19 protein-coding genes and 3 tRNA genes are annotated in these 18,548 nt (G+C 62.5%); 4 read left to right on the forward strand and 18 right to left on the reverse strand.

The features are described 5' to 3' along the window. Window positions 1-3: 3 nt before the first annotated feature. Entirely contained in the window at window positions 4-2,628 is a 2,625-nt protein-coding gene (locus PVT67_RS02615) for a TonB-dependent receptor (protein ID WP_301497520.1), read from the reverse strand. A gap of 175 nt (window positions 2,629-2,803) precedes the next feature. Next, the gene (locus tag PVT67_RS02620; RefSeq protein WP_301497522.1) at window positions 2,804-3,820 is read right to left on the reverse strand and encodes a LacI family DNA-binding transcriptional regulator; all 1,017 of its coding nucleotides are present in this window, start codon (window positions 3,818-3,820) and stop codon (window positions 2,804-2,806) included. A gap of 142 nt (window positions 3,821-3,962) precedes the next feature. Here PVT67_RS02620 and PVT67_RS02625 point away from each other — a divergent pair, with 142 nt between their 5' ends. Together PVT67_RS02625 and PVT67_RS02630 are read left to right on the forward strand one after the other, a co-directional pair. Continuing rightward, complete coding sequence (locus PVT67_RS02625) at window positions 3,963-5,270, forward strand: NfeD family protein (RefSeq protein ID WP_301497524.1); 1,308 nt, start codon at window positions 3,963-3,965, stop codon at window positions 5,268-5,270. Further along, the gene (locus tag PVT67_RS02630; RefSeq protein ID WP_301497527.1) at window positions 5,267-6,028 is read left to right on the forward strand and encodes a slipin family protein; all 762 of its coding nucleotides are present in this window, start codon (window positions 5,267-5,269) and stop codon (window positions 6,026-6,028) included. The genes PVT67_RS02625 and PVT67_RS02630 overlap by 4 nt, the downstream gene beginning before the upstream one ends. A gap of 206 nt (window positions 6,029-6,234) precedes the next feature. Here the strand turns inward: PVT67_RS02630 and PVT67_RS02635 are convergent. The 5 genes from PVT67_RS02635 to mutY all read right to left on the reverse strand — a co-directional run bounded on the left by PVT67_RS02635 (window position 6,235) and on the right by mutY (window position 7,963). Beyond that, a tRNA-Phe gene (locus PVT67_RS02635) sits at window positions 6,235-6,310 on the reverse strand. Window positions 6,311-6,320: 10 nt separating this feature from the next. Further along, window positions 6,321-6,396, reverse strand: a tRNA-Thr gene (locus PVT67_RS02640). Window positions 6,397-6,482: 86 nt separating this feature from the next. Then, a tRNA-Phe gene (locus tag PVT67_RS02645) sits at window positions 6,483-6,558 on the reverse strand. Window positions 6,559-6,656: 98 nt separating this feature from the next. Further along, window positions 6,657-6,929 (reverse strand): oxidative damage protection protein, encoded by a 273-nt coding sequence (locus PVT67_RS02650; RefSeq protein WP_301497529.1) that lies wholly within the window; start codon window positions 6,927-6,929, stop codon window positions 6,657-6,659. Beyond that, window positions 6,926-7,963, reverse strand: a complete 1,038-nt coding sequence (mutY, locus tag PVT67_RS02655) for an A/G-specific adenine glycosylase (RefSeq protein ID WP_301497531.1) — start codon at window positions 7,961-7,963, stop codon at window positions 6,926-6,928. The genes PVT67_RS02650 and mutY overlap by 4 nt, the downstream gene beginning before the upstream one ends. A 71-nt stretch (window positions 7,964-8,034) precedes the next feature. On the opposite strand from mutY, the gene trmB reads away from it, so the two are divergent. Both trmB and PVT67_RS02665 read left to right on the forward strand, forming a co-directional pair. After that, window positions 8,035-8,739: a tRNA (guanosine(46)-N7)-methyltransferase TrmB gene (gene trmB, locus PVT67_RS02660; protein WP_301497534.1), complete on the forward strand. Its 705-nt coding sequence runs from the start codon at window positions 8,035-8,037 to the stop codon at window positions 8,737-8,739. 159 nt (window positions 8,740-8,898) lie between these two features. Beyond that, window positions 8,899-9,678: a DUF2884 family protein gene (locus PVT67_RS02665; protein ID WP_301497536.1), complete on the forward strand. Its 780-nt coding sequence runs from the start codon at window positions 8,899-8,901 to the stop codon at window positions 9,676-9,678. On the opposite strand, the gene chrA is transcribed toward PVT67_RS02665, so the two are convergent. The 11 genes from chrA to PVT67_RS02720 form a co-directional block, all read right to left on the reverse strand. Then, the gene (chrA, locus tag PVT67_RS02670) at window positions 9,671-10,798 is read right to left on the reverse strand and encodes a chromate efflux transporter (protein ID WP_301497538.1); all 1,128 of its coding nucleotides are present in this window, start codon (window positions 10,796-10,798) and stop codon (window positions 9,671-9,673) included. The two genes, PVT67_RS02665 and chrA, sit on opposite strands and share 8 nt — an antisense overlap. After that, window positions 10,779-11,270: a hypothetical protein gene (locus PVT67_RS02675; RefSeq protein WP_301497541.1), complete on the reverse strand. Its 492-nt coding sequence runs from the start codon at window positions 11,268-11,270 to the stop codon at window positions 10,779-10,781. Before PVT67_RS02675 ends, chrA begins: the two co-directional genes overlap by 20 nt. A gap of 58 nt (window positions 11,271-11,328) precedes the next feature. Then, window positions 11,329-11,883, reverse strand: a complete 555-nt coding sequence (locus PVT67_RS02680; protein ID WP_301497543.1) for a hypothetical protein — start codon at window positions 11,881-11,883, stop codon at window positions 11,329-11,331. A gap of 131 nt (window positions 11,884-12,014) precedes the next feature. Next, window positions 12,015-13,835 (reverse strand): DUF885 domain-containing protein, encoded by a 1,821-nt coding sequence (locus tag PVT67_RS02685; protein ID WP_301497545.1) that lies wholly within the window; start codon window positions 13,833-13,835, stop codon window positions 12,015-12,017. Between the two features lie 80 nt (window positions 13,836-13,915). Next, window positions 13,916-15,043 carry a radical SAM family heme chaperone HemW gene (hemW, locus tag PVT67_RS02690; protein WP_301499630.1) on the reverse strand — a complete coding sequence of 376 codons (1,128 nt, stop codon included), beginning with the start codon at window positions 15,041-15,043 and terminating at the stop codon, window positions 13,916-13,918. A gap of 4 nt (window positions 15,044-15,047) precedes the next feature. Beyond that, window positions 15,048-15,638 (reverse strand): XTP/dITP diphosphatase, encoded by a 591-nt coding sequence (locus PVT67_RS02695; RefSeq protein ID WP_301497548.1) that lies wholly within the window; start codon window positions 15,636-15,638, stop codon window positions 15,048-15,050. 52 nt (window positions 15,639-15,690) lie between these two features. After that, a complete protein-coding gene (locus PVT67_RS02700) occupies window positions 15,691-16,122 on the reverse strand; it encodes a DUF4426 domain-containing protein (RefSeq protein WP_301497550.1) in 432 nt (143 codons plus the stop codon). Window positions 16,123-16,185: 63 nt separating this feature from the next. Further along, a complete protein-coding gene (gene yggU, locus PVT67_RS02705; RefSeq protein WP_301497552.1) occupies window positions 16,186-16,473 on the reverse strand; it encodes a DUF167 family protein YggU in 288 nt (95 codons plus the stop codon). Then, window positions 16,470-17,018, reverse strand: a complete 549-nt coding sequence (locus tag PVT67_RS02710; RefSeq protein ID WP_301497554.1) for a YggT family protein — start codon at window positions 17,016-17,018, stop codon at window positions 16,470-16,472. Before PVT67_RS02710 ends, yggU begins: the two co-directional genes overlap by 4 nt. Beyond that, a complete protein-coding gene (gene proC / locus PVT67_RS02715; RefSeq protein ID WP_301497556.1) occupies window positions 17,018-17,833 on the reverse strand; it encodes a pyrroline-5-carboxylate reductase in 816 nt (271 codons plus the stop codon). Before proC ends, PVT67_RS02710 begins: the two co-directional genes overlap by 1 nt. An 11-nt stretch (window positions 17,834-17,844) precedes the next feature. Further along, on the reverse strand, window positions 17,845-18,543 hold the full coding sequence (locus PVT67_RS02720) for a YggS family pyridoxal phosphate-dependent enzyme (RefSeq protein WP_301497558.1): 699 nt from the start codon (window positions 18,541-18,543) through the stop codon (window positions 17,845-17,847). Window positions 18,544-18,548: the final 5 nt, after the last annotated feature.

Genomic DNA, 18,548 nt, shown 5'->3' on the forward strand with positions numbered 1-18,548 from the left:
GGATCAGAACTTGGCGCTGACGCCGAAGGTGATCATGCGGGCCATCTCGTACTCGTACAGCGGGAAGCCTTTGGCGAAGCCGCTGTAGTAGCTGGGGGTGCCGTTGTTGTTGCCGAATTCCTTGGATTTGGATTCGGTGAGGTTGGTGCCGTCCAGCTTGAGGTCGATGTTGTCGGTCAGGTGGTAGACCATGCTGAGATCCAGGCTGCCGTAGGAATCGTGCAGGCGATTACCGTAGGAACCGGCCTCACGCACCATGTACTTGTCGCGCCAGTTGTAGGCCAGGCGGACCTGGAAGGCGTCGTTCTCGTAATAGCCGGTGATGTTGTAGGCGTTGGGCGAGCTGTCGGTCAGCACACCGTTACCGTCGGTCGGGAAGGTATCCGGATCCGTGGAGGTGTCGGTGTAGGTGTAGTTGAGCTGGGTACCGAAGCCGTTGCCGAAGTCCTGCTGGTATTGCAGCTCGATACCTTCGATGGCCGCATCCTTGCCGTTGGATTTCTCCTGGACAGTCCAGCCGTAGGGCTGTTCGGCCGCCGGCAGGTCGTAGGGGATATCGGCGGCTGAGGCCTGGTATTCGCTGTAGGTCACGAAGTTCTTCACGTCCTTCTTGAACAGCGCCACAGAGGCCATGGAGCTGTCGTCGAAGTACCACTCCAGGCTGACGTCGAACTGGTCGGAAATGAAGGGCTTGAGGCCGACGTTACCCACTACCCAGTACTGGTTGTTGGGCTTCTCGTCGTTGGCGCCGAGGGCGCTGGGGTTGACGTACATGTCCACGTACTGGGGACGGGCCATCACCCGGGCGGCGGCGAAACGCATCAGGAGGTCGTCGCGCAGGTCCAGCACCAGGTTGAAGCTGGGCAGCCATTCGGCATAGCTGGCCTTGCTGTTGGTGCGCGCGTCGTTGAGGTAGTAGATGGAGGTGGCGTCGGTGTGCACGTAGCGCAGGCCGAAGTTACCGCGGAAGTTGTCGCCGTGGTACTTGGCCATCACATAGGCCGCGGTGTTGTTCTCCTCTATCTCGCTGTGGGAACCCAGTACCTCCTGCTCGCCGATGATGCTGGCCTTGGCCCAGTCTTTGAGCTTGCCGGCATCGAACTTGATGATCTGGTAGTTGCCCGAGCCCACATCGATGAGGCCGTCGTTGAGGTCGGCGGTGGAGATGGTGGGGTTGAAGTTCGGGTCCTGGAGCTGGGTGTACTGCAAGCTGCTACTGGTGTGGTGGCTGTACTTGGCACCGGTCTTGACGGCATAGATGGGGCCGAGATCGACGTCGAAGTCGATATCACCCTGGTAGTAGGTCTCGTCGTCGGTCTTGGGGGTGCGGTTGAAGTTGGCACCCTGCTGCATGGTCAAGGAGCCGGGATCGTAGGTGGAGTAGGTCTGGTTGTTGGGACCTATGCCGTCGAAGCTCCAGCTCTGGTGGCCATGGGTGAAGTCGTAGGTGCCGTTGTTGATGGCGGTGCCGCCGGTACCGTCGTCCACGGCCATCTCGAAGTCGGTGCCGCCGGAGGAAGTGGTGCGGCCGGCCTGCAGCTTCAGCTTGTAGCTGTCGCCGGTGAAGTTCATCACCAGGTCCAGCACGTCGGAATTCATGGTGGCCTCCCGGGGGCGGGCCTGCCAGAAGGCGACGTTGAGGGGGCCTTTGACGGGGGTGATGTTGTCACCCGAGCCCAGGAATTGCTCGGTGGTGCCGGAACCCCAGGTGGTGTCGGCCTGGGTCAGCCAGAGGGCGTAGTTGGTGTTGTCGGCCTTCATCTCCATCTTGATGTAGTTCAAGACGAAGTCGAGGTTCTCGGTGGGGTCGTACTGGACAGTGGCGTTGATGGCGGAGCGGTCGCGGTCCTGGATGAAACCGACAGGGCCGGCGCCCCACTGCCAGAAGGCCTCGTTGCCCTGGCGCTGCAGGTGGCGGGTCTGCTGCACGCCGCTGACCAGGATACCCAGGTTCTCGTCCTTGTTCTTCCAGCTGACCAGGCCCGAGTACTGGGGATCCGTCTTGCCGGAGTCGCTGGTGTAGAGGCCTTCGACAGAGCCGAACAGGGTCAGGGGATCCAGATCCAGGGGCTTGCGGGTATTGATGATGACGGTACCGCCGACGCCGCCTTCGGCGAGATCGGCCTGGGAGCTCTTGTACACTTCCAGGTTGCCCACCAGTTCGGAGGGCAGCAGCTCGTAGTTGAAGCTGCGCTTGGCCGGCTCCAGCACGAACCAGCCGGTGGAGGCGACGTTCTGGCCGTTGAGGGTGGTCAGGGTGAAGTCGGGGCCGGCGCCGCGGATGGACACCGAGGAGCCTTCGCCGAACTGGCGCTGTATGGTGACGCCGGGCACCCGCTGCAGGGACTCGGCCACGTTCCGGTCGGGGAACTTGCCGATGTCTTCGGCGGTGATGGAGTCGACGACGGCATCGGAGAAGCGCTTGTCGTTGAGGTTGGCGGCCGAACTGGCACGGATCCCTCTGACCTCGATACGCTCGACGTCGTCATTCTTGTTCTTGGCGGTGGCCGTGGCGGCTGTGTCCTGCTGGGCCGAGGCGTCGTCGGCGGCCCAGGCAGGCAGGCTGAGCGCACCCAAGAAGGCCAACTTCACAGCGAGAGCGCACGAGCTCAGTTTGCGAATTTCCATGGAAGTTCCATCCTGATGTCTTGGTTTTCTGCATTGGCTCCTTACCGCTGGAGCTCTGTTATTGACATGACAGCGTTGTCATACTTTGGCAAAACTAGCCAAATTGTGAACGACTTGCAAAGCCTTTTTTGCGTAAAGATGACTTGGATCTCAGCCAAAGGCCGGCTTTTGGGGCTCAGCCTGGCTGTTGGGTGGATTCGCGGACGAGTAGTTTTGGCTTGAAGATCAGGCTCTTATCTTTCTTCTCTCCGCGCAGTCCGGCCAGCAGCAGCTCGGCGGCGCGGCGGGCGATCAGGCTGTTGGGCTGCTGGGCCGTGGTCAGGGGCGGCCAGGTCTGGCGGGAGAAGGGGGAGTCCTCGAAGCCGGCGATGGCGATCTCCTGGGGCACCTGCACCCCTTCGAGGCGGCAGGCGAAGAGGGCGCCGGCGGCTATCTCGTCGTTGGCGGCCACTATGGCGGTGGGCCTGTCGGGGCCTTGCAGCACCTGGCGGGCGTTGGCCACCCCCGAGTCGAAGGCGTAGCGGCCGGGCAGGATCTGCGCCGCGCTCGGTGCCAGGCCCTGGGCCTTGAGGGCTTCCTCGAAGCCTGCCTGGCGTTCGGCGGTGGACTGGTGGCTGGTGTCGCCGCAGAAGAAGGCCAGCTTGCGGTGGCCCTGGTTGAGCAGGTGTTCCGTGATCTCGAAGGCGGCGCCCCTGTCGTCCACCATGACGCAGGGACTGAGTTGGTCCGGCGCCTGGCTGCCGGAGAGGATCCGCACCAGAGGCACCTGCTGTTCGGCGAGGGTGGCCACCACTTCCGGCAGCTCGGAGAGCGGCGGTGTCAGCACCACCCCGGCCAGCCGGGCCCGCTTGATGGTGGCGGTCAGCTCCTCGGCGATGTGGCCGGTGAAGGCGTCGCAGGGGTGGATCAGAAGTTCGTAGCCGTGGTCGCGGCAGGCGGCCAAGAGGCCGTTCTGCATGTCGATGACGTAGTAGGCGTTGGGGTTGTCGTAGAGGTAGCCGATGTTGAAGGACTTGACCCCCGCCAGGCTGCGGGCCGCCTGGTTGGGCTGGTAATCCAGCTGGCGGGCCGCCTCCATTACCCTGGCCACCGTCTCCTCCCTGACCCTGGGTTCGCGGTTGATGACGCGGGAAACCGTCTTGATGGATACCCCGGCCAGGCGGGCGACGTCGTTGATGGTGGCTGTCTTCAAGGTACTGGGCTTCAGGGGAGGTGGTGGCCTCCAGTTAACACCAAGGAAGTCAAAGTCTCAACCTGGCTGCTTTGTCGATACCCCTTTTGCCTGTTTTGTCATCAACTAAGCTTGAAGCATGTGCAGGCGGGGAGCCTTCCCCATGAAAACGCTGCTGTTTTGGATACTGCTGCTGTGCTCCGGCGCCGTCCTGGCCCAGGGGACCTATTGGCAGTTGGATATCAAGGGCGCCATAGGCCCCGGTACGGCCGACTACCTGGCTGGCGAGATAGAACGGGCCAACCAGGCCCCGGCGCCGCCGGTATTGCTGCTGATCGTCATGGATACCCCTGGGGGCCTCTCCTCCGCCACCCATGACATCAACAGGGCCATACTGGGCTCGGCCATTCCCGTCGTGGTCTACGTGTCGCCGCCAGGGGCCCGCGCCGCCTCTGCCGGTACCTTTATCCTCTATGCCAGCCACCTGGCGGCCATGGCCCCCGCCACCCACCTGGGCGCCGCCAGCCCCATCCAGATCGGGGGCCTGTCCCCCGGCGGCGAGAAGAAGGATGAGGACCAAAACCAGAAGACCCTGGCCCACAAACAGATGAACGATGCCGTGGCCGATATCCGCGCCCTGGCCCAACTTCGCGGCCGTAACGCCGACTGGGGCGAAGCGGCCGTCAAGGATGCCGCCACCCTCACCGCCAGCGAGGCCCTGGACAAGAAGGTGATAGAGGTGCTGGCCAAGGACAGGCGCGAGCTGCTGGCCAAGCTCGACGGCCGCACCGTCGAGACCCATGCCGGCAAGTTGGTGCTCCATACCCGAGATCTGGTGGTGGTGGAGAAGGCCCCCGACTGGCGCCAACGCTTCATCATGACCATCACAGACCCCAACGTCGCCTACATACTGATGCTGCTGGGCATCTACGGCCTGCTGCTGGAGTTTTACAGCCCCGGTTTCGGGGTGTCCGGCACCGTCGGGGTGATCTGCCTGCTGCTGGCCATGCTGGCCTTCCAGATGCTGCCCATCAGCTACGCCGGCCTGGGGCTGGTGCTGGTGGGGCTGGGGCTGCTGCTGGCCGAGGCCATGATCCCCAGTTTCGGCGTGCTCGGCATAGGAGGCCTGGTGGCCTTCTGTGTCGGCTCAGTGCTGCTGTTCGAAACCCCGGACCAGGCCTTCAGGGTGGCCTGGCCACTGATCGCCGCCTTCGCCACCAGCTCGCTGCTGTTGCTGCTGGTGGTGGTGCGGATGCTGCTGGGGCTGCGCCACAGGGCCGCCGTGTCAGGGCTTAACGCCCTGATCGGCATGGAGGCCGAAGTAGTGGGGGCCGGGCGCGTCCGGTTGCAGGGGGAACTGTGGAATGCCGCCTGCAGCGAGCCCTTGAAGTCGGGCCAAAAAGTCAGAGTCGAGGCCGTGGATGGCCTGCTGCTCCATGTCTCCGCCAACCAAAAGGAAACCAAGCCATGATCCCCGCCGCCTACTTCCCGGTGCTGGTCGCCATCTTCGTGATCTTCATGGTGGTCAGCATGTTCCGCGTCATGCGCGAGTATGAGCGGGCCGTGGTCTTTCTGTTGGGCCGCTTTTACAGGGTCAAGGGGCCCGGGCTCATCATGATAGTGCCCTTCGTGCAGCAGATGGTGAGGGTAGGGCTGCGCACCGTCACCATGGACGTGCCCAGCCAGGACGTGATCACCCGCGACAACGTCACCATCAAGGTCAATGCCGTGCTCTACTTCCGGGTGGTGGATCCCCAGAAGGCCATCATCAACGTGGAGAACTACCTGGAAGCCACCAGCCAGCTGGCCCAGACCACGCTGCGCTCCGTGCTGGGCCAGCACGAACTGGATGAATTGCTGGCGGAAAGGGATACCCTGAACCTGGATCTGCAGCGCATCCTTGACGCCAGCACCGACGCCTGGGGCATCAAGGTCAGCACTGTGGAGATCAAACACGTGGACCTGGACGACTCCATGATCCGCGCCATAGCCCGCCAGGCCGAGGCGGAAAGGGTGCGCAGGGCCAAGGTGATCCATGCCAGCGGCGAACTGGAGGCGTCCAAGAAATTGCTGGAAGCGGCGGAAGTGCTGGCCAAGGAACCCCAGGCCATACAACTGCGTTACCTGCAGACCCTCACCGAGATCAGCGGCGAGCACAATTCCACCGTCATATTCCCGCTGCCCATGGAGCTGTTGCAGGCCTTTGGCCGGGCCAGGAAGGAAGATTGAAAGGGCAGGGCCGGATAAAAGAAAACCCAGCACTAGGCTGGGTTTCTTCGTATGGTGCCTCGAGCCGGACCAAAACGTCGGGAACGTTTTGGGACATCGCTTTGCGATGCCCCGCAGGGCCAAGTCCAGGGAGGGACTTGGCAATCGAACCCGTTCGATGAAGGGTCGAAAAAAGAAAACCCAGCACTAGGCTGGGTTTCTTCGTATGGTGCCTCGAGCCGGAATCGAACCAGCGACACGCGGATTTTCAATCCGCTGCTCTACCGACTGAGCTATCGAGGCAAATTTTAAGTGGTGCCGGCTGCAGGAGTCGAACCCGCGACCTACTGATTACAAGTCAGTTGCTCTACCAACTGAGCTAAGCCGGCAACCTAACACTCTGTGTTGAAGGTCGGAAATTTATCTTAAATTTCCAACACTAGACAAGCCTTAATGACTTATCCCGAACAAATTTTGGTGCCTCGAGCCGGAATCGAACCAGCGACACGCGGATTTTCAATCCGCTGCTCTACCGACTGAGCTATCGAGGCGACGGGCGCTAATTAAATAGATCTTTGGGGGGCAAGTCAACCGGCCTGGAGGGGCTTTTCTACCGCCTCCAGACTGTTTGCTCAAAGGCTGAGCAAAATCAGGCGGAAGGGGGGGTATAACCCTCGATTTCCGGGTCCTTGCCCTCGAACAGGAAGCCGATCATGGCCTGCTCCAGGAACTTGCGGTGCTCGGCATCCATCATGTTCAACTTCTTCTCGTTGATCAGCATGGTCTGTTTTTTCTGCCAGAGCGCCCAGGCCTCCTTGGAGATGTTGTCGAAGATGCGCTTGCCCAGTTCGCCGGGGTAGAGCTGGAAGTCCAGGCCTTCGGCTTCTTTGTTGAGATAGGCGCAAAATAGGGTGCGGCTCATCGGCTTTCCTCTGTTCTCAGTAGCGTCAGCAGTTTGCTGGTAGGGGCGGCCAGGCCCACGGCCTGCGGCTGGGCCAAGTTATACCAGAGGCTGCCATCGGCTTCCATGACGGCCCCGGGGGCTTCTTCCACTTCCAGCAGCACAGGGCTGATGTCCAGGTGGAAGTGGCTGAAGGTGTGGCGGAAGGGCGCCAGCGGCTGCTGGCGGCTGGCCACCAGTTGATGGTCATCCAGCCAGGCGCCGATGTCCTCGCTTTCCGGCGGGCAGTAGAGGCCGCCCCAGAGGCCGGCGGGGGGCCTTTGCAACAGCAGTATCTCGCCGCCCTTCTTCAGCAGCAGCATGGTGGTGGTCCTGACCGGCAGGCTCTTCTTGGGTTTTTTGCCGGGGTAGTCGGCCTGGCGGCCCTGCTGGCGGGCGCCGCAGTCGGCGGCCACAGGGCAGGCTTCGCACTGGGGTTTGGAGCGGGTGCAGATCATGGCCCCCAGGTCCATCATGGCCTGGTTGTAGGCCGTGACCTCTTTACTGGGAGTGAAAGCCTCGGCGATGTCCCAGAGTCCGTCATGCACTTTCTTGTTGCCGGGCCAGCCATCCACCTGCTGATGGCGGGCCAGCACCCGCTTGACGTTGCCATCCAGTATGGCGTGGTCCTGGCCCAGGGACAGGGACAGGATGGCGCCGGCGGTGGAGCGCCCCACCCCGGGCAGGGCCTGCACTGCTTCTATGCTTTGCGGGAACTGGCCGCCGTACTGGTCGCGGATGGCCTGGGCGGCCTTGTGCAGGTTGCGGGCCCGGGCGTAGTAGCCCAGGCCTGTCCAGTGATGCAGCACCTCGTCCTGGGGGGCGTCGGCCAGGGTGTTCAGGTCCGGAAAACGGGCCATGAAACGCTCGAAATAAGGGATGACGGTGGCCACCTGGGTCTGCTGCAGCATGATCTCGGACACCCAGACCTTGTAAGGGGTCTTTTGCTGCTGCCAGGGCAGGGTCTTGCGGCCATGTTGGTGGTACCAGGCAACCACCCGCTCGGCAAAGGTCATGGCGGATCTTCAGTCTGGAAATGGGCCCGTATTGTAGCGATAATGCCGGCCCCAAAACACAGGAGCCCTCCATGTCCGAGCAAAACGCCGAAAGTACGCCTTACCTGCGTAAGATCCGCAGCTTCGTGCGCCGTGAAGGGCGCCTGACCAAGGGCCAGTCCCACGCCCTGGAAAGCCAGTGGCCGGCCATAGGGCTGGAACATGGCATGGGCCTCTTGGACCTGGCCGAGGTCTTCGGCAACGCCAACCCCGTGGTGCTGGAGATCGGCTTCGGTATGGGCAAGAGCCTGGTGGAAATGGCCCAGGCCGCCCCCGATCTGAACTTCATCGGTATAGAGGTGCACAAGCCCGGCGTCGGCGCCTGCCTGATGGCAGCAAGCGAGGCCGGCATCAGCAACCTGCGGGTGTTCGAGCACGATGCCGTGGAAGTGCTGGCCGACAACATCCCCGACGCCAGCCTGCAGCGGGTGCAGCTGTTCTTCCCCGACCCCTGGCACAAGAAGCGCCACCACAAGCGCCGCATAGTGCAGCCCGAATTCGTCCAGGCCCTGAGAGGCAAGCTGGCCATAGGCGGCGTCTTCCACATGGCGACCGACTGGGAGAACTATGCCGAGCATATGCTGGAAGTGATGAGCGCGGCGCCCGGCTTCAAGAACCAATCGGCCAGTGGCGACTATGTGCCCTGCCCGGACTACAGGCCCAAGACCAAGTTCGAGGCCAGGGGGGAACGCCTGGGCCACGGGGTCTGGGACCTGATGTTCGAGCGCATCGACTGACAAAGGGAGGCTATGCCTCCCTTTTTTATTTCGCTAAAAACTGGTGAACTTCGCCAGCTGTCATGCGAGGTTCTTATTTCAACATTATGTTTTAAATGCGTTTTATCTGTTGGCACGGCCCTTGATTGAGACCAAGGGTAAATAGCCAAGGAGCGCGACATGAACAAGATGATAATTGCCCTGCCTTTACTGGCTCTGAGCACCCTCGCCAGTGCCAAGTCCCACCATATCGATACCGACGACGGCAAGGTCTGCAACCTCAGCATTGCCCATGATCTGGTGCTGTCCGGCAAAGGCTTCCGGGTCGAGGACAAGAGCCGGCCGCTGATGGTGTTCGAACAGGGCAAGCTGACCATAGACGGCAAGGACCAGCCCTTGAGCGACAGCCAGCGCCAGCAGCTGGAGAGCTTCAGCCACAGCCTGGCCGACAGCGCCAGCAAAGGGGCCGAGCTGGCGCTCAAGGCCATCGACCTGGCGGACAAGGTGACCCAAAACGTGCTGCATGACATTGCCGGCCAGGACGCCGCCGATGAAGTGGGCGAGGGGCTGGCCGAGGCCAGGACCCACCTCAAGGGCCAGCTCTACCAGCAGGACGGCAGCTGGCACATCAAGGCCGGCGCCTGGGATGGCGACGAGGACAATTTCCTGGGCAAGGACTTCGATGCGCGCATCGAGAGCGCCGTCAAGAAGTCCATGGGCAACATCTTCATGCAGCTGGGCAAAGCCATGGCCAGCGGCGACGGCAGCATGGAAGAGAATGTCCAGGCCTGGGCCGATGGCATCCAAGCCAAGGCCGATAAGATTGAGAAGGAAGCCGATGCCATGGGTGACGAGCTGGGCGCCCAGGGCGACGCCCTCTGTACCCAGATCACTGCCCTGGATGCCCAGGAGGAAGGCTTCAAGCAGAGCTTCAACGGTTGGGTGGAGATCCTCAACTAAGAAGCGCAGCGCCCGCCAGGCCGGCCAGCAATGCCATCAACCAGGCCGGCAGTTTGAGCACATACAAGAGCGCCGCCCCCGCCACCAGCAGGGCGGCGCTTTTGTTGTCGGTGACGCTGCCTTGGAGCAGGCTCTGGTACCAGACCTGGCCGAGGAAGGCGATGACGGCGGCATTGGCGCCCCTGATGGCCCCTTGCAGCCAGGTAAGGCGGCGCAGCTGTTGCCAGTTGGGCAGCAAGCCCCAGAGCAGCAGGAAGGACGGCAGGTAGATGGCCAGCAGCGCCAGCAGGCCACCGGCCAAGCCGCCCGGTCCCATGCTCGAGGCGCTGCCGATATAGGCCGCGAAGGAAAAGAGCGGCCCGGGCAGGGCCTGGGCCAGGCCATAGCCGGCCAGGAAGCCGGACTCGTTCATGCCGTCGCGGACCATGGCGGTGTCAGCCAGCAGCGGCAGCACCACATGGCCGCCACCGAAGACCAGGGCGCCGGTGCGCACCAGCTCGCCGGTGCCGGCCAGGGGCAGCATTGCCAGCGCCGTGACCAGTGCCAGGGCCACCGGCAGGCGCCAATCCAGGCGAAACGACGCCTGGCTAGCTTGCTCTCCTTGCCGCAACCAGAGGGCCCCTGCCAAGGCGCAAAGGGCCAGCAGCGGCAGCTGCCAGGCGGCCCCCTTGAGCAGTAGCACCGCCAGGCAGCCCAACATCAGGCATTGGGCCAAGGTTCCCTGGAGCAGGCTCCTTGCCATGGCGGCGAGGGCCTGGGCGACGATCAGCACCGCCAGCAGCTTGAGGCCCTGGACCAGGCCCAAGGCCCCTGGCCAGCCCAGCAGCCAGGATAGCCCCGAGCCTGCGGCCAGCATCAGCAGGGCGCTGGGCAGGGTGAAACCGATAAAGGCGGCGATAGCTCCTGGCCAGTCTTGCCTTTCATGGCCTATGGCCATGCCCAACTGGCTGGAGGTGGGCCCTGGCAGCAACTGGCAGAGGGCCAGCAACTCGTTGAAGCGTTCTTGTGAAAGCCAGCCCAGTTCCTGGACGAAGCGGCGCTGGAACCAGGCGATATGGGCGGCGGGGCCGCCGAAGGCGATAAGGCCGAGTTTCAGGAACTCACTGAATAGCCACGGCATGGCGTCCTGCCGGGCGGGTGCTGTAGTTGCGGTTGAGGATGTTGTCACTGCCCCACCAGGCCAGGGCTATCTCGGCAAAGGGAGTCAGGTAGAGGACCTTGAAGATCATGTCCCCCAGGTATTCGTTGTCGGTGAGGTCGGAGAGGGTCAGCACCAGGCTGGTGGCCAGGGACAGGGAGACCACCCCCAGATAGCCCCAGTAGGGCAGGCGCCCTTGGTGGGCCTTGAGCAAACCTTCGAAGACGAAGGCCAGGATCACCAGGTCCCGCAGGGCGTTGGCCAGGTACCAGAGCCCGAAGACATCCTGATCGCCAAAGAGCACGCCGTTCTCATAGTCGTCGGACAGCAGCACCAGCAGGCCGTAAATGGCGTAGTTGGCCAGGATCATCAGCGGCAGGCGGCGCTCTTTCCTGGCGGTCAGGGCCGCCAGGCCAACCAGGCACACGGCCATCAGGTTCAGGTAATCGCCCAAGGGGGCTCCATAAGCAGGGACTAAACTGCCCCTAGTCTCTTGATTATCCCGTCCCCGGTCAACGGGGACTGTCAGGCATTGTGGCCTGGACGGCTTTTTTGTTTGCCCTGCACCGGCCCAGGTAGCGGCTGATGGGGTTGTCGCTGCTGCCCCAGGCTATGATGATTTCTGCCAAGGGAATGCACTGGTTGATATGGTAGTGGATGGCCCTGAAGCCGCCAGCCCAGGCCATGCCTGGGCTCAACTCTTGGGCGGCCACCAACGCCATTATCATGTTGGCGCCAAGGGAGGTGCCCAAGACTCCGAGGTAAGCTTGGTACCATAGAGACCTCTGTGGACGGTGCATTAAGGCATCCAGCAGGAAGGCCAGTATCACCACCTCCCGGCCGGCATTGGCCAGGTAATAGCCCGAGGGGCTGATCTTCGGGATCAGGGAGCCATTGACGAAATGGACTAGGCAGAAGAGCACCAGGTAGTAGAGCAGGTAGTTGCCCAGGATCAGCAGCGCCAGCCGCCGCTCGGTCCTAGAGCAAAGCAGCGCCAGGGTGATAAACCCCAGCGCACTGTCATTGAACAGGCCCACTATGGAGCCTGGATCGAGATGGAATGCCACTGACTCAGCCCGGCTGCTTATCTCCCGGCTGATCCGGTTCTGGTTGTTGGTTTTCCTGCGGTGTCCCAGGCATCTTACTGCTCCTTATCTTGCCTTTTGCCTGTCCGAGCTTACTGAAAAACCATTACAAATCAATGGATTTGTTTGGCGATCCAGGCGTCTATCCGCTGCTCCAGCACATTGAGAGGCAAGGGGCCGTTCATCAACACCTGGTCGTGGAAGGCGCGGATGTCGAACTTGTCACCCAGGGCCTGGCGGGCCTTGTTCCTCAGGGCCATGATCTTGAGCTTGCCTACCATGTAGGCGGTGGCCTGGCCCGGCATCACTATGTAGCGTTCCACCGCCTTGACCACGTCCCCTTTGGGATTGGGGGTGTTGGCCAGCAGGTAGTCGATGGCCTGCTGGCGGCTCCAGTGCTGGCGGTGGATACCGGTATCCACCACCAGGCGGCAGGCCCGCCACAGCTCCATGGCCAGGCGGCCGAAATCGGCATAGGGATCCTGGTAGAGGCCGATCTCCTTGGGCACTTCCTCGGCATAGAGGCCCCAACCTTCGATATAGGCGGTGTAGTCGCCGTAACGGCGGAACATGGGGATGCCTTTGAGTTCCTGGGCCAGGGCGATCTGCATGTGGTGGCCGGGAATGCCCTCATGGTAGGCCAGGGCCGCCATCTGGTAGCTGGGCATGTCCTTCATGTTGTAGAGGTTGACGTAGTAGCGGCCGGGGCGGGAGCCGTCCGGCGCAGGGCCTTGGTAGAAGGCCTTGCCGGCGCTCTTCTCCCGGAAGGCTTCCACCGCCTTGACGTCGATTTCGGCCTTGGGCATCAGCCCGAACAGCTGGGGCAGCCGGCCTTTCATGTCGTCGATAAGGGCGGTGGCTTCCTTGAGGTAGCGGGCGCGACCGGCCTCGTCATTGGGGTAATAGAAGCGCGGATCGGTGCGCATGTGCTCGAAGAAGGCCTTGAGATCCCCTCTGAAGCCCACCTTGTCCTTGATGGCTTCCATCTCCTTCTGGATCCGGGCCACCTGCTTGAGCCCCAGGTCGTGGATCTGCTGGGCGCTGAGATTGGTGGTGGTGATCTCCTTGAGGCGCCAGTCGTAGAAGGCGTCGCCATCGGGCAGCTTCCAGACCCCATCCCTGTCGTCGGCCTTGGCGGCCAGCTCCTTGACGACCCCCAGCAGGTGCCGGTAGGCCGGCCCCACCTTGGCCCTCAGGGCCAGGCTGACATCGGAGGTGAGGCGGAATGGGTTGAGGCCGTCCACCTTGGCCACCTTGGCCTTGAAGTCGGCCAGTATGACGTTGTCCTCGCCTTCGCGTTCGAAGGGCACCCCCTTCAGCAGGTTCTGGATGTCATCCTCCACATGCTGGAAGACGAAGGCCGGGGCTATGATGCCCTCGTCGGCCCGTTCCTTGAGCTGGGCCTCGAGTTGCTTGAACAGGAAGGGCAGCCTGTTGAGGCGGCGGATATAGGCGAGGGCGTCTTCCTTGTTCTCGATGTTGTGGGAATTGATGAGGAACGCGACGGGCTCGCTCTGCCAGCCATACATCTGGTTGACGGGGTAATCGTAGTGGCGCCACTTGTCCCCGGCTAGGGTGTCCTTGAGCTGCTGCTGGAGCAAAGCCAGGCTGAGCCTGTCCTGGTCGTCCAGCTTGCCCGCGTCCAGTTGCCCAAGCCGGTCCAGCATCAGTTTGGCCCTGGCCACCTTGTCGTTGTCGGCGTGATCGGAGATATCGTCCCATTTGTCCTTGTTGGAGTTCATGCCCAGCTCGGTCTGCCACATGGGGCTGGCGGCCACTTCGGCGTCGAAATAGGCCTGGAACAGGGCCTGGGCCTTCTCGTGGGTCTGCGCGGTGGTCAGCACCTTGGGTACAGGGGGCCGGGCAGGGCTTTGGGCGCAGCCGGCCAATAGGGCGGTCAGTGCCAGGGCAGGCAGGCTCTTGGTGAAGGACATCTGGGCTCCGATCTCAAGGCTGGGACTGGCGCCATGTTAACCCATGGCACCGCCCTTTGTTGACCTCGGTATATGAAAAGTTACAGAAATGAGGCGAGCAGTTGGTTCAGGTAGCGGTGGCCCTGTTCCGTGACCTGCCAATGGCTGTCGGTCTCCACCATCATGCCGCGCTTGACGGCATCTGCCAGCAGCACCTGGGCCTCGGCCAGCGGCAGGCCTGTGCGGGCCTCGAACTCGGCCTTGGGTACGTCTTCGAAGAGCCGCAGCCGGTTCATGAAGTACTCGAAGGGCAGATCCTCGGCCTCCACCTTGTTGAGCTGATCCATGAAGTCGCGGCTGGGGTCCAGGTAGCCCTTGGGGTGGCGGACCTTGACGGTACGCAGGATCTCGCCGCCCTCCTGGGTCAGCTTGCCATGGGCGCCGCAGCCGATGCCCAGGTAGTCCCCGAAGCGCCAGTAGTTGAGGTTATGGCGGGCCTCGAAACCCGGCTTGGCGTAGGCGGAGATCTCGTACTGGCGGTAACCGGCGGCCAGCAGCAGCTCGTGGCCCGCCTCCTGAATGGCCCAGAGGGTATCGTCGTCAGGCAGCACCGGCGGCTTGCTGGCGAAGAGGGTATTGGGCTCTATGGTGAGCTGGTACCAGGAGAGGTGGGCTGGGTTGCAGGCGATGGCTTGCTTGAGATCCTCCAGGGCATCTTCCAGGCGCTGGTTCGGCAGGCCGTGCATCAGGTCGAGGTTGAAGCTCCTGACCCCGCACTGGGCCGCCAAGGCGGCGGCTTTCAGAGCCTCATCCGGGCCATGGATGCGGCCCAGCAGGTTGAGCTTGTCTTTTTGCAGGCTCTGGACCCCTATGGAGAGGCGGTTCACCCCACCTTGGGCAAAACCCTCGAACTTGGCCGCTTCCACAGTGCCGGGGTTGGCTTCCAGGGTGATCTCGATGTCGTCGCTAAAGCCGATGCGCTCACGGACCCCGGCCAGCAGCCTGGCGATGCTTTGGGCCGAAAAGACGCTGGGCGTGCCGCCGCCGATGAAGATGCTTTGCAGTGCCCGGCCGCCGGCCAGGGGCAGATCCTGCTCCAGGTCATGGAGCAGGGCGTCTACGTAGGCGTCTTCGGGAATGCCCTCTTTGATGGCGTGGGAGTTGAAGTCGCAGTAAGGGCACTTCTGCACACACCAGGGGATGTGGATATAGAGGGACAGCGGCGGCAGCAACTCAGGCCTCCAAGCGGGCCAGCAGGGCCCGCAAGGCCTGGCCGCGGTGGCTGACGGCGTTCTTTTCTTCCTTGCTCAGCTCAGCGGCTGTCTTGCCGAGGCTGGGCACGAAGAAGACGGGGTCATAGCCGAAGCCGCCCTGGCCATGAGCCTTGCTGGCGATGCGGCCTTCCCAGGCCCCTTCGCAGATGATGGGGGTGGGATCGTCGGCGTGGCGCAGGTAGACCAGGCAGCAGAAGAAGCGGGCGCTGCGGGCGTCCTGGGGCAGGTCCTGCATTTCCCCTATCAGCTTGTCGATGTTGCGCGCATCGGTGGCGCCTTCGCCACTGTAACGGGAGCTGTAGATACCGGGGGCGCCACCCAGGGCGTCCACCACCAGGCCGGAATCGTCGGCGATGGCCGGCAGGCCTGTGATACGGGCGGCATGGCGGGCTTTGATGATGGCGTTTTCCACGAAAGTGGTGCCGGTCTCGGCCACTTCCGGCACCTCGAATTCGCTCTGGGCGACGACGTGCAGTTTCAACGGGGCGAGCATGGCATCCAGCTCGCGAACCTTACCGGCGTTACCGGTTGCCAGTACAATCTTGCTCATGGCGCCTCCAAAAATCGGGGCGCCACTATAGCATAAGGCAGCCTGCCTGACCTCAGTCCACGTAGAACTGCTGTTCGAACTTGAGGGTGAAGGTCTTGCCCCCTGGCGGGGTGATGTCGATGCTGAAGCGGAAACGCTCTTCGTTGGTGTAGGGCAGGGTGGCGATGTAGTAGATGGCGTTGCCTTCCCTGATCTCCTTGAACTTCAACTCTATGACATTGCCCAGCAGGTTGCGGGCCTCGCCCTTGAGGTCGGCGGCTACCGCTGCCTGGTTGTTGCCTGAGTCCAGCACCGCTATGTTCACCAGCCCCTGATAACGGCTGCGCTCTATATGGTAGGTCGAGGCGACTTGGGGGGTTAGGAAGGTGGTGGGCAGGGCCTGATAGTGCACATCATATTGGCCGAACTTCATCATCTGCTCGGCGCTGGCCGGCAGCTGCCAGGCCAGCAGCAGTATCACGGCCAGGGCTCTGAAGAGGGTCATGGTAGCCTCCAATGGTGCTTAAGCTGTCCATTAGTATGGATAAGACCGGCCAGCTTGCGCGATTTACTCAAGCCAATCCCAGTCTTTGGGCACCTGAAGGGGGCCTTTGAGCCTGACGCGCTTGTGCCGGCCCAGCTCCCCCTTTTCGATCTCCACCTGGCCCTTGGCGATCTTGCACTGCTTGGCCAGGTACTTGCGGATGTGCTCGTTGGCCTTGCCGTCCACCGGCGGCGCCGTGATGGCCAGCTTCAGCTCCTCGCCATGGATGCCGGCGAAGGCATCCCGGCTGGCCTTGGGCTGGACGTAAAGCTGCAGGACCAGATCCTGGCCCTGCCATTCGAAGGCCTTCATCGGAAGGCGTAGCTGAGGAGGTAACCAAGGGCGTATTGCAGGAACTGCAAGCCAAACAGCAACACCATGGGGGAGAAATCCAGGCCGCCCATGGTGGGGAGTATGCGGCGGATGGGCCTGAGCAGCGGTTCTGTGAGCTGGTAGAGGGCGGCGGCCACCGGATGGTAGCCCTGCATGATCCAGGACATGATCACGCCTGCCAATACAACATAAAAAATGAGCTGAAAAGCATCATGGACCAACTTGAACACTGAGGCCAGCAGCAACGGCATCAAGGGCAGTAGAGCACCGCTTTGAATCAGGGTAAGCAGGCTAATCTTGACGACCATCAGAACCAGGGCGAAAAGCACCGAGGCGGTGTCTATGGGCCCCAGGGCTGGGATGACCCTACGCAGCGGGCGCACTACCGGCTGGGTGGCCTTGACCACGAACTGGCTGAAGGGGTTGTAGAAATCGGCCCTGGCCCATTGCAGCCAGATGCGCAGCAGCACCACCATGATATAGAGGTCAAAGAGGCTTTCGATCAAGAAGACAAAAGGATTCATTAAAGCTCCTTGGCCATTTCACGGGCACGGGATATGGCGGCGTCCATGGCGTCGGACACCAGTTTTTCGAGGCCGGCGGCCTGGAAGGACTCTATGGCCTTGGCGGTGGTGCCGCCCGGGGAGGTGACCTGGCGGCGCAGCTCGCGGATCGGCATGTCGCGCCTGCGCACCATCTCGCTGGCGCCGGAGGCGGTCTGCTGGACCAGTTCGCGGGCCGTGACATGGTCGAAGCCCAGTTCTATGGCCTTGGCCTCCATGGCTTCCATGAACAGGAAGAAATAGGCGGGGGCCGAGCCGGCCACGGCGATGATGTGGTCCAGCTCAGGCTCTGTCTTGACCCAGGCGGTCTTGCCCACGGCCCGCATCAGCATGTCGGCCAGGGCCTTGTCTTCCTGGTTGGTACCCTGGCCGGCGTAGAGGCCGGTCATGCCGAGGCCCACCAGGGAAGGGGTATTGGGCATGGTGCGAATGAGCGGCACGGGGCGGCCGAACCAACGCTCGAAGTGGTCCAGGGTGACGCCGGCGGCGATGGAGATGAAGAGGCGCTTGCCGTCGTTGAGCTCCGCCAGCTGCTGGCAGACCTTTTCCATGATGTTGGGCTTGACCCCCAGCACCACCACATCGGCGCCGGCGGCGGCCGCCAGGTTGTCGGTGGTGGTGTTGGTGCCATACTCGCCGGCCAGGGCTTCCAGCTTGCCCTCGGATCTGTTGGACGCGGTGATGAGGCTGGCGGGATAGCCGGAGCCGACCAGGCCGCCGATGATGGCCCCGGCCATGTTGCCGGCGCCGATGAATGCGATGCGTTTTTGTTCCATGTTCAACCTTTTCAGTCTGTTCGGGTGCCGAAGAGGGCGGTACCCAGGCGAACCATAGTGGCGCCCTCCATGATAGCCGCTTCCAGGTCGCCACTCATCCCCATGGACAGAGTGTCTATCTGGGGGTGCTTTTCCTTGAGCCTGTCGAAGAGCGCTTTCATGGCGGCGAACTGCCGATGCTGCTCTTCCTGGTCGTCCGTCGCCTTGGGGATGGCCATCAAGCCGCGTAGCTCAAGGTGCGGCAGCGAAGCCACCAGGGCGGCCAGTGTTTCCACCTCTTCCGGGGCCAGGCCTGACTTGCTTGACTCGCCGCTGATGTTCACTTGTATGCAGATCTGCAGGGGGTTAAGGTGGCTTGGCCGCTGGTCGTTCAGCCGCTGGGCCAGCTTGGCGCGGTCCAGGCTCTGCACCCAGTCGAAATGCTCTGCTATGGGGGCTGTCTTGTTGGACTGGATGGGGCCTATGTAATGCCACTGGGCACCATGGCCGGGACGGGATTGCGCAAGGCCTTGGATCTTTTCCACGCCTTCGCGCACATAATTTTCCCCGAAGGCCCTCAGCCCCAGTGCCAGGGCCGCCTCTATATCCTTGAGGGGTTTACGCTTGCTGACCGCAAGCAAGGTTACGGAATCCGGGTTTCTGCCGGCATCCTGGGCCGCCGCTTTGATGCGCTGGGAAACGGCGCTCAGGCGTTCTGCTATGGTTGTCATGTTGG

The organism is Gallaecimonas kandeliae, from assembly GCF_030450055.1.
Lineage (GTDB): Bacteria > Pseudomonadota > Gammaproteobacteria > Enterobacterales > Gallaecimonadaceae > Gallaecimonas > Gallaecimonas kandeliae.

Excerpts from the sequence above, each read along its gene's own strand:
- PVT67_RS02615 (WP_301497520.1), bottom strand. The coding sequence starts at position 2,628 with ATGGAAATTCGCAAACTGAGCTCGTGCGCTCTCGCTGTGAAGTTGGCC.
- PVT67_RS02625 (WP_301497524.1), top strand. The coding sequence starts at position 3,963 with ATGAAAACGCTGCTGTTTTGGATACTGCTGCTGTGCTCCGGCGCCGTC.
- PVT67_RS02630 (WP_301497527.1), top strand. The coding sequence starts at position 5,267 with ATGATCCCCGCCGCCTACTTCCCGGTGCTGGTCGCCATCTTCGTGATC.
- PVT67_RS02650 (WP_301497529.1), bottom strand. The coding sequence starts at position 6,929 with ATGAGCCGCACCCTATTTTGCGCCTATCTCAACAAAGAAGCCGAAGGC.
- mutY (WP_301497531.1), bottom strand. The coding sequence starts at position 7,963 with ATGACCTTTGCCGAGCGGGTGGTTGCCTGGTACCACCAACATGGCCGC.
- trmB (WP_301497534.1), top strand. The coding sequence starts at position 8,035 with ATGTCCGAGCAAAACGCCGAAAGTACGCCTTACCTGCGTAAGATCCGC.
- PVT67_RS02665 (WP_301497536.1), top strand. The coding sequence starts at position 8,899 with ATGAACAAGATGATAATTGCCCTGCCTTTACTGGCTCTGAGCACCCTC.
- chrA (WP_301497538.1), bottom strand. The coding sequence starts at position 10,798 with ATGCCGTGGCTATTCAGTGAGTTCCTGAAACTCGGCCTTATCGCCTTC.
- PVT67_RS02685 (WP_301497545.1), bottom strand. The coding sequence starts at position 13,835 with ATGTCCTTCACCAAGAGCCTGCCTGCCCTGGCACTGACCGCCCTATTG.
- PVT67_RS02695 (WP_301497548.1), bottom strand. The coding sequence starts at position 15,638 with ATGAGCAAGATTGTACTGGCAACCGGTAACGCCGGTAAGGTTCGCGAG.
- PVT67_RS02700 (WP_301497550.1), bottom strand. The coding sequence starts at position 16,122 with ATGACCCTCTTCAGAGCCCTGGCCGTGATACTGCTGCTGGCCTGGCAG.
- yggU (WP_301497552.1), bottom strand. The coding sequence starts at position 16,473 with ATGAAGGCCTTCGAATGGCAGGGCCAGGATCTGGTCCTGCAGCTTTAC.
- PVT67_RS02710 (WP_301497554.1), bottom strand. The coding sequence starts at position 17,018 with ATGAATCCTTTTGTCTTCTTGATCGAAAGCCTCTTTGACCTCTATATC.
- proC (WP_301497556.1), bottom strand. The coding sequence starts at position 17,833 with ATGGAACAAAAACGCATCGCATTCATCGGCGCCGGCAACATGGCCGGG.
- PVT67_RS02720 (WP_301497558.1), bottom strand. The coding sequence starts at position 18,543 with ATGACAACCATAGCAGAACGCCTGAGCGCCGTTTCCCAGCGCATCAAA.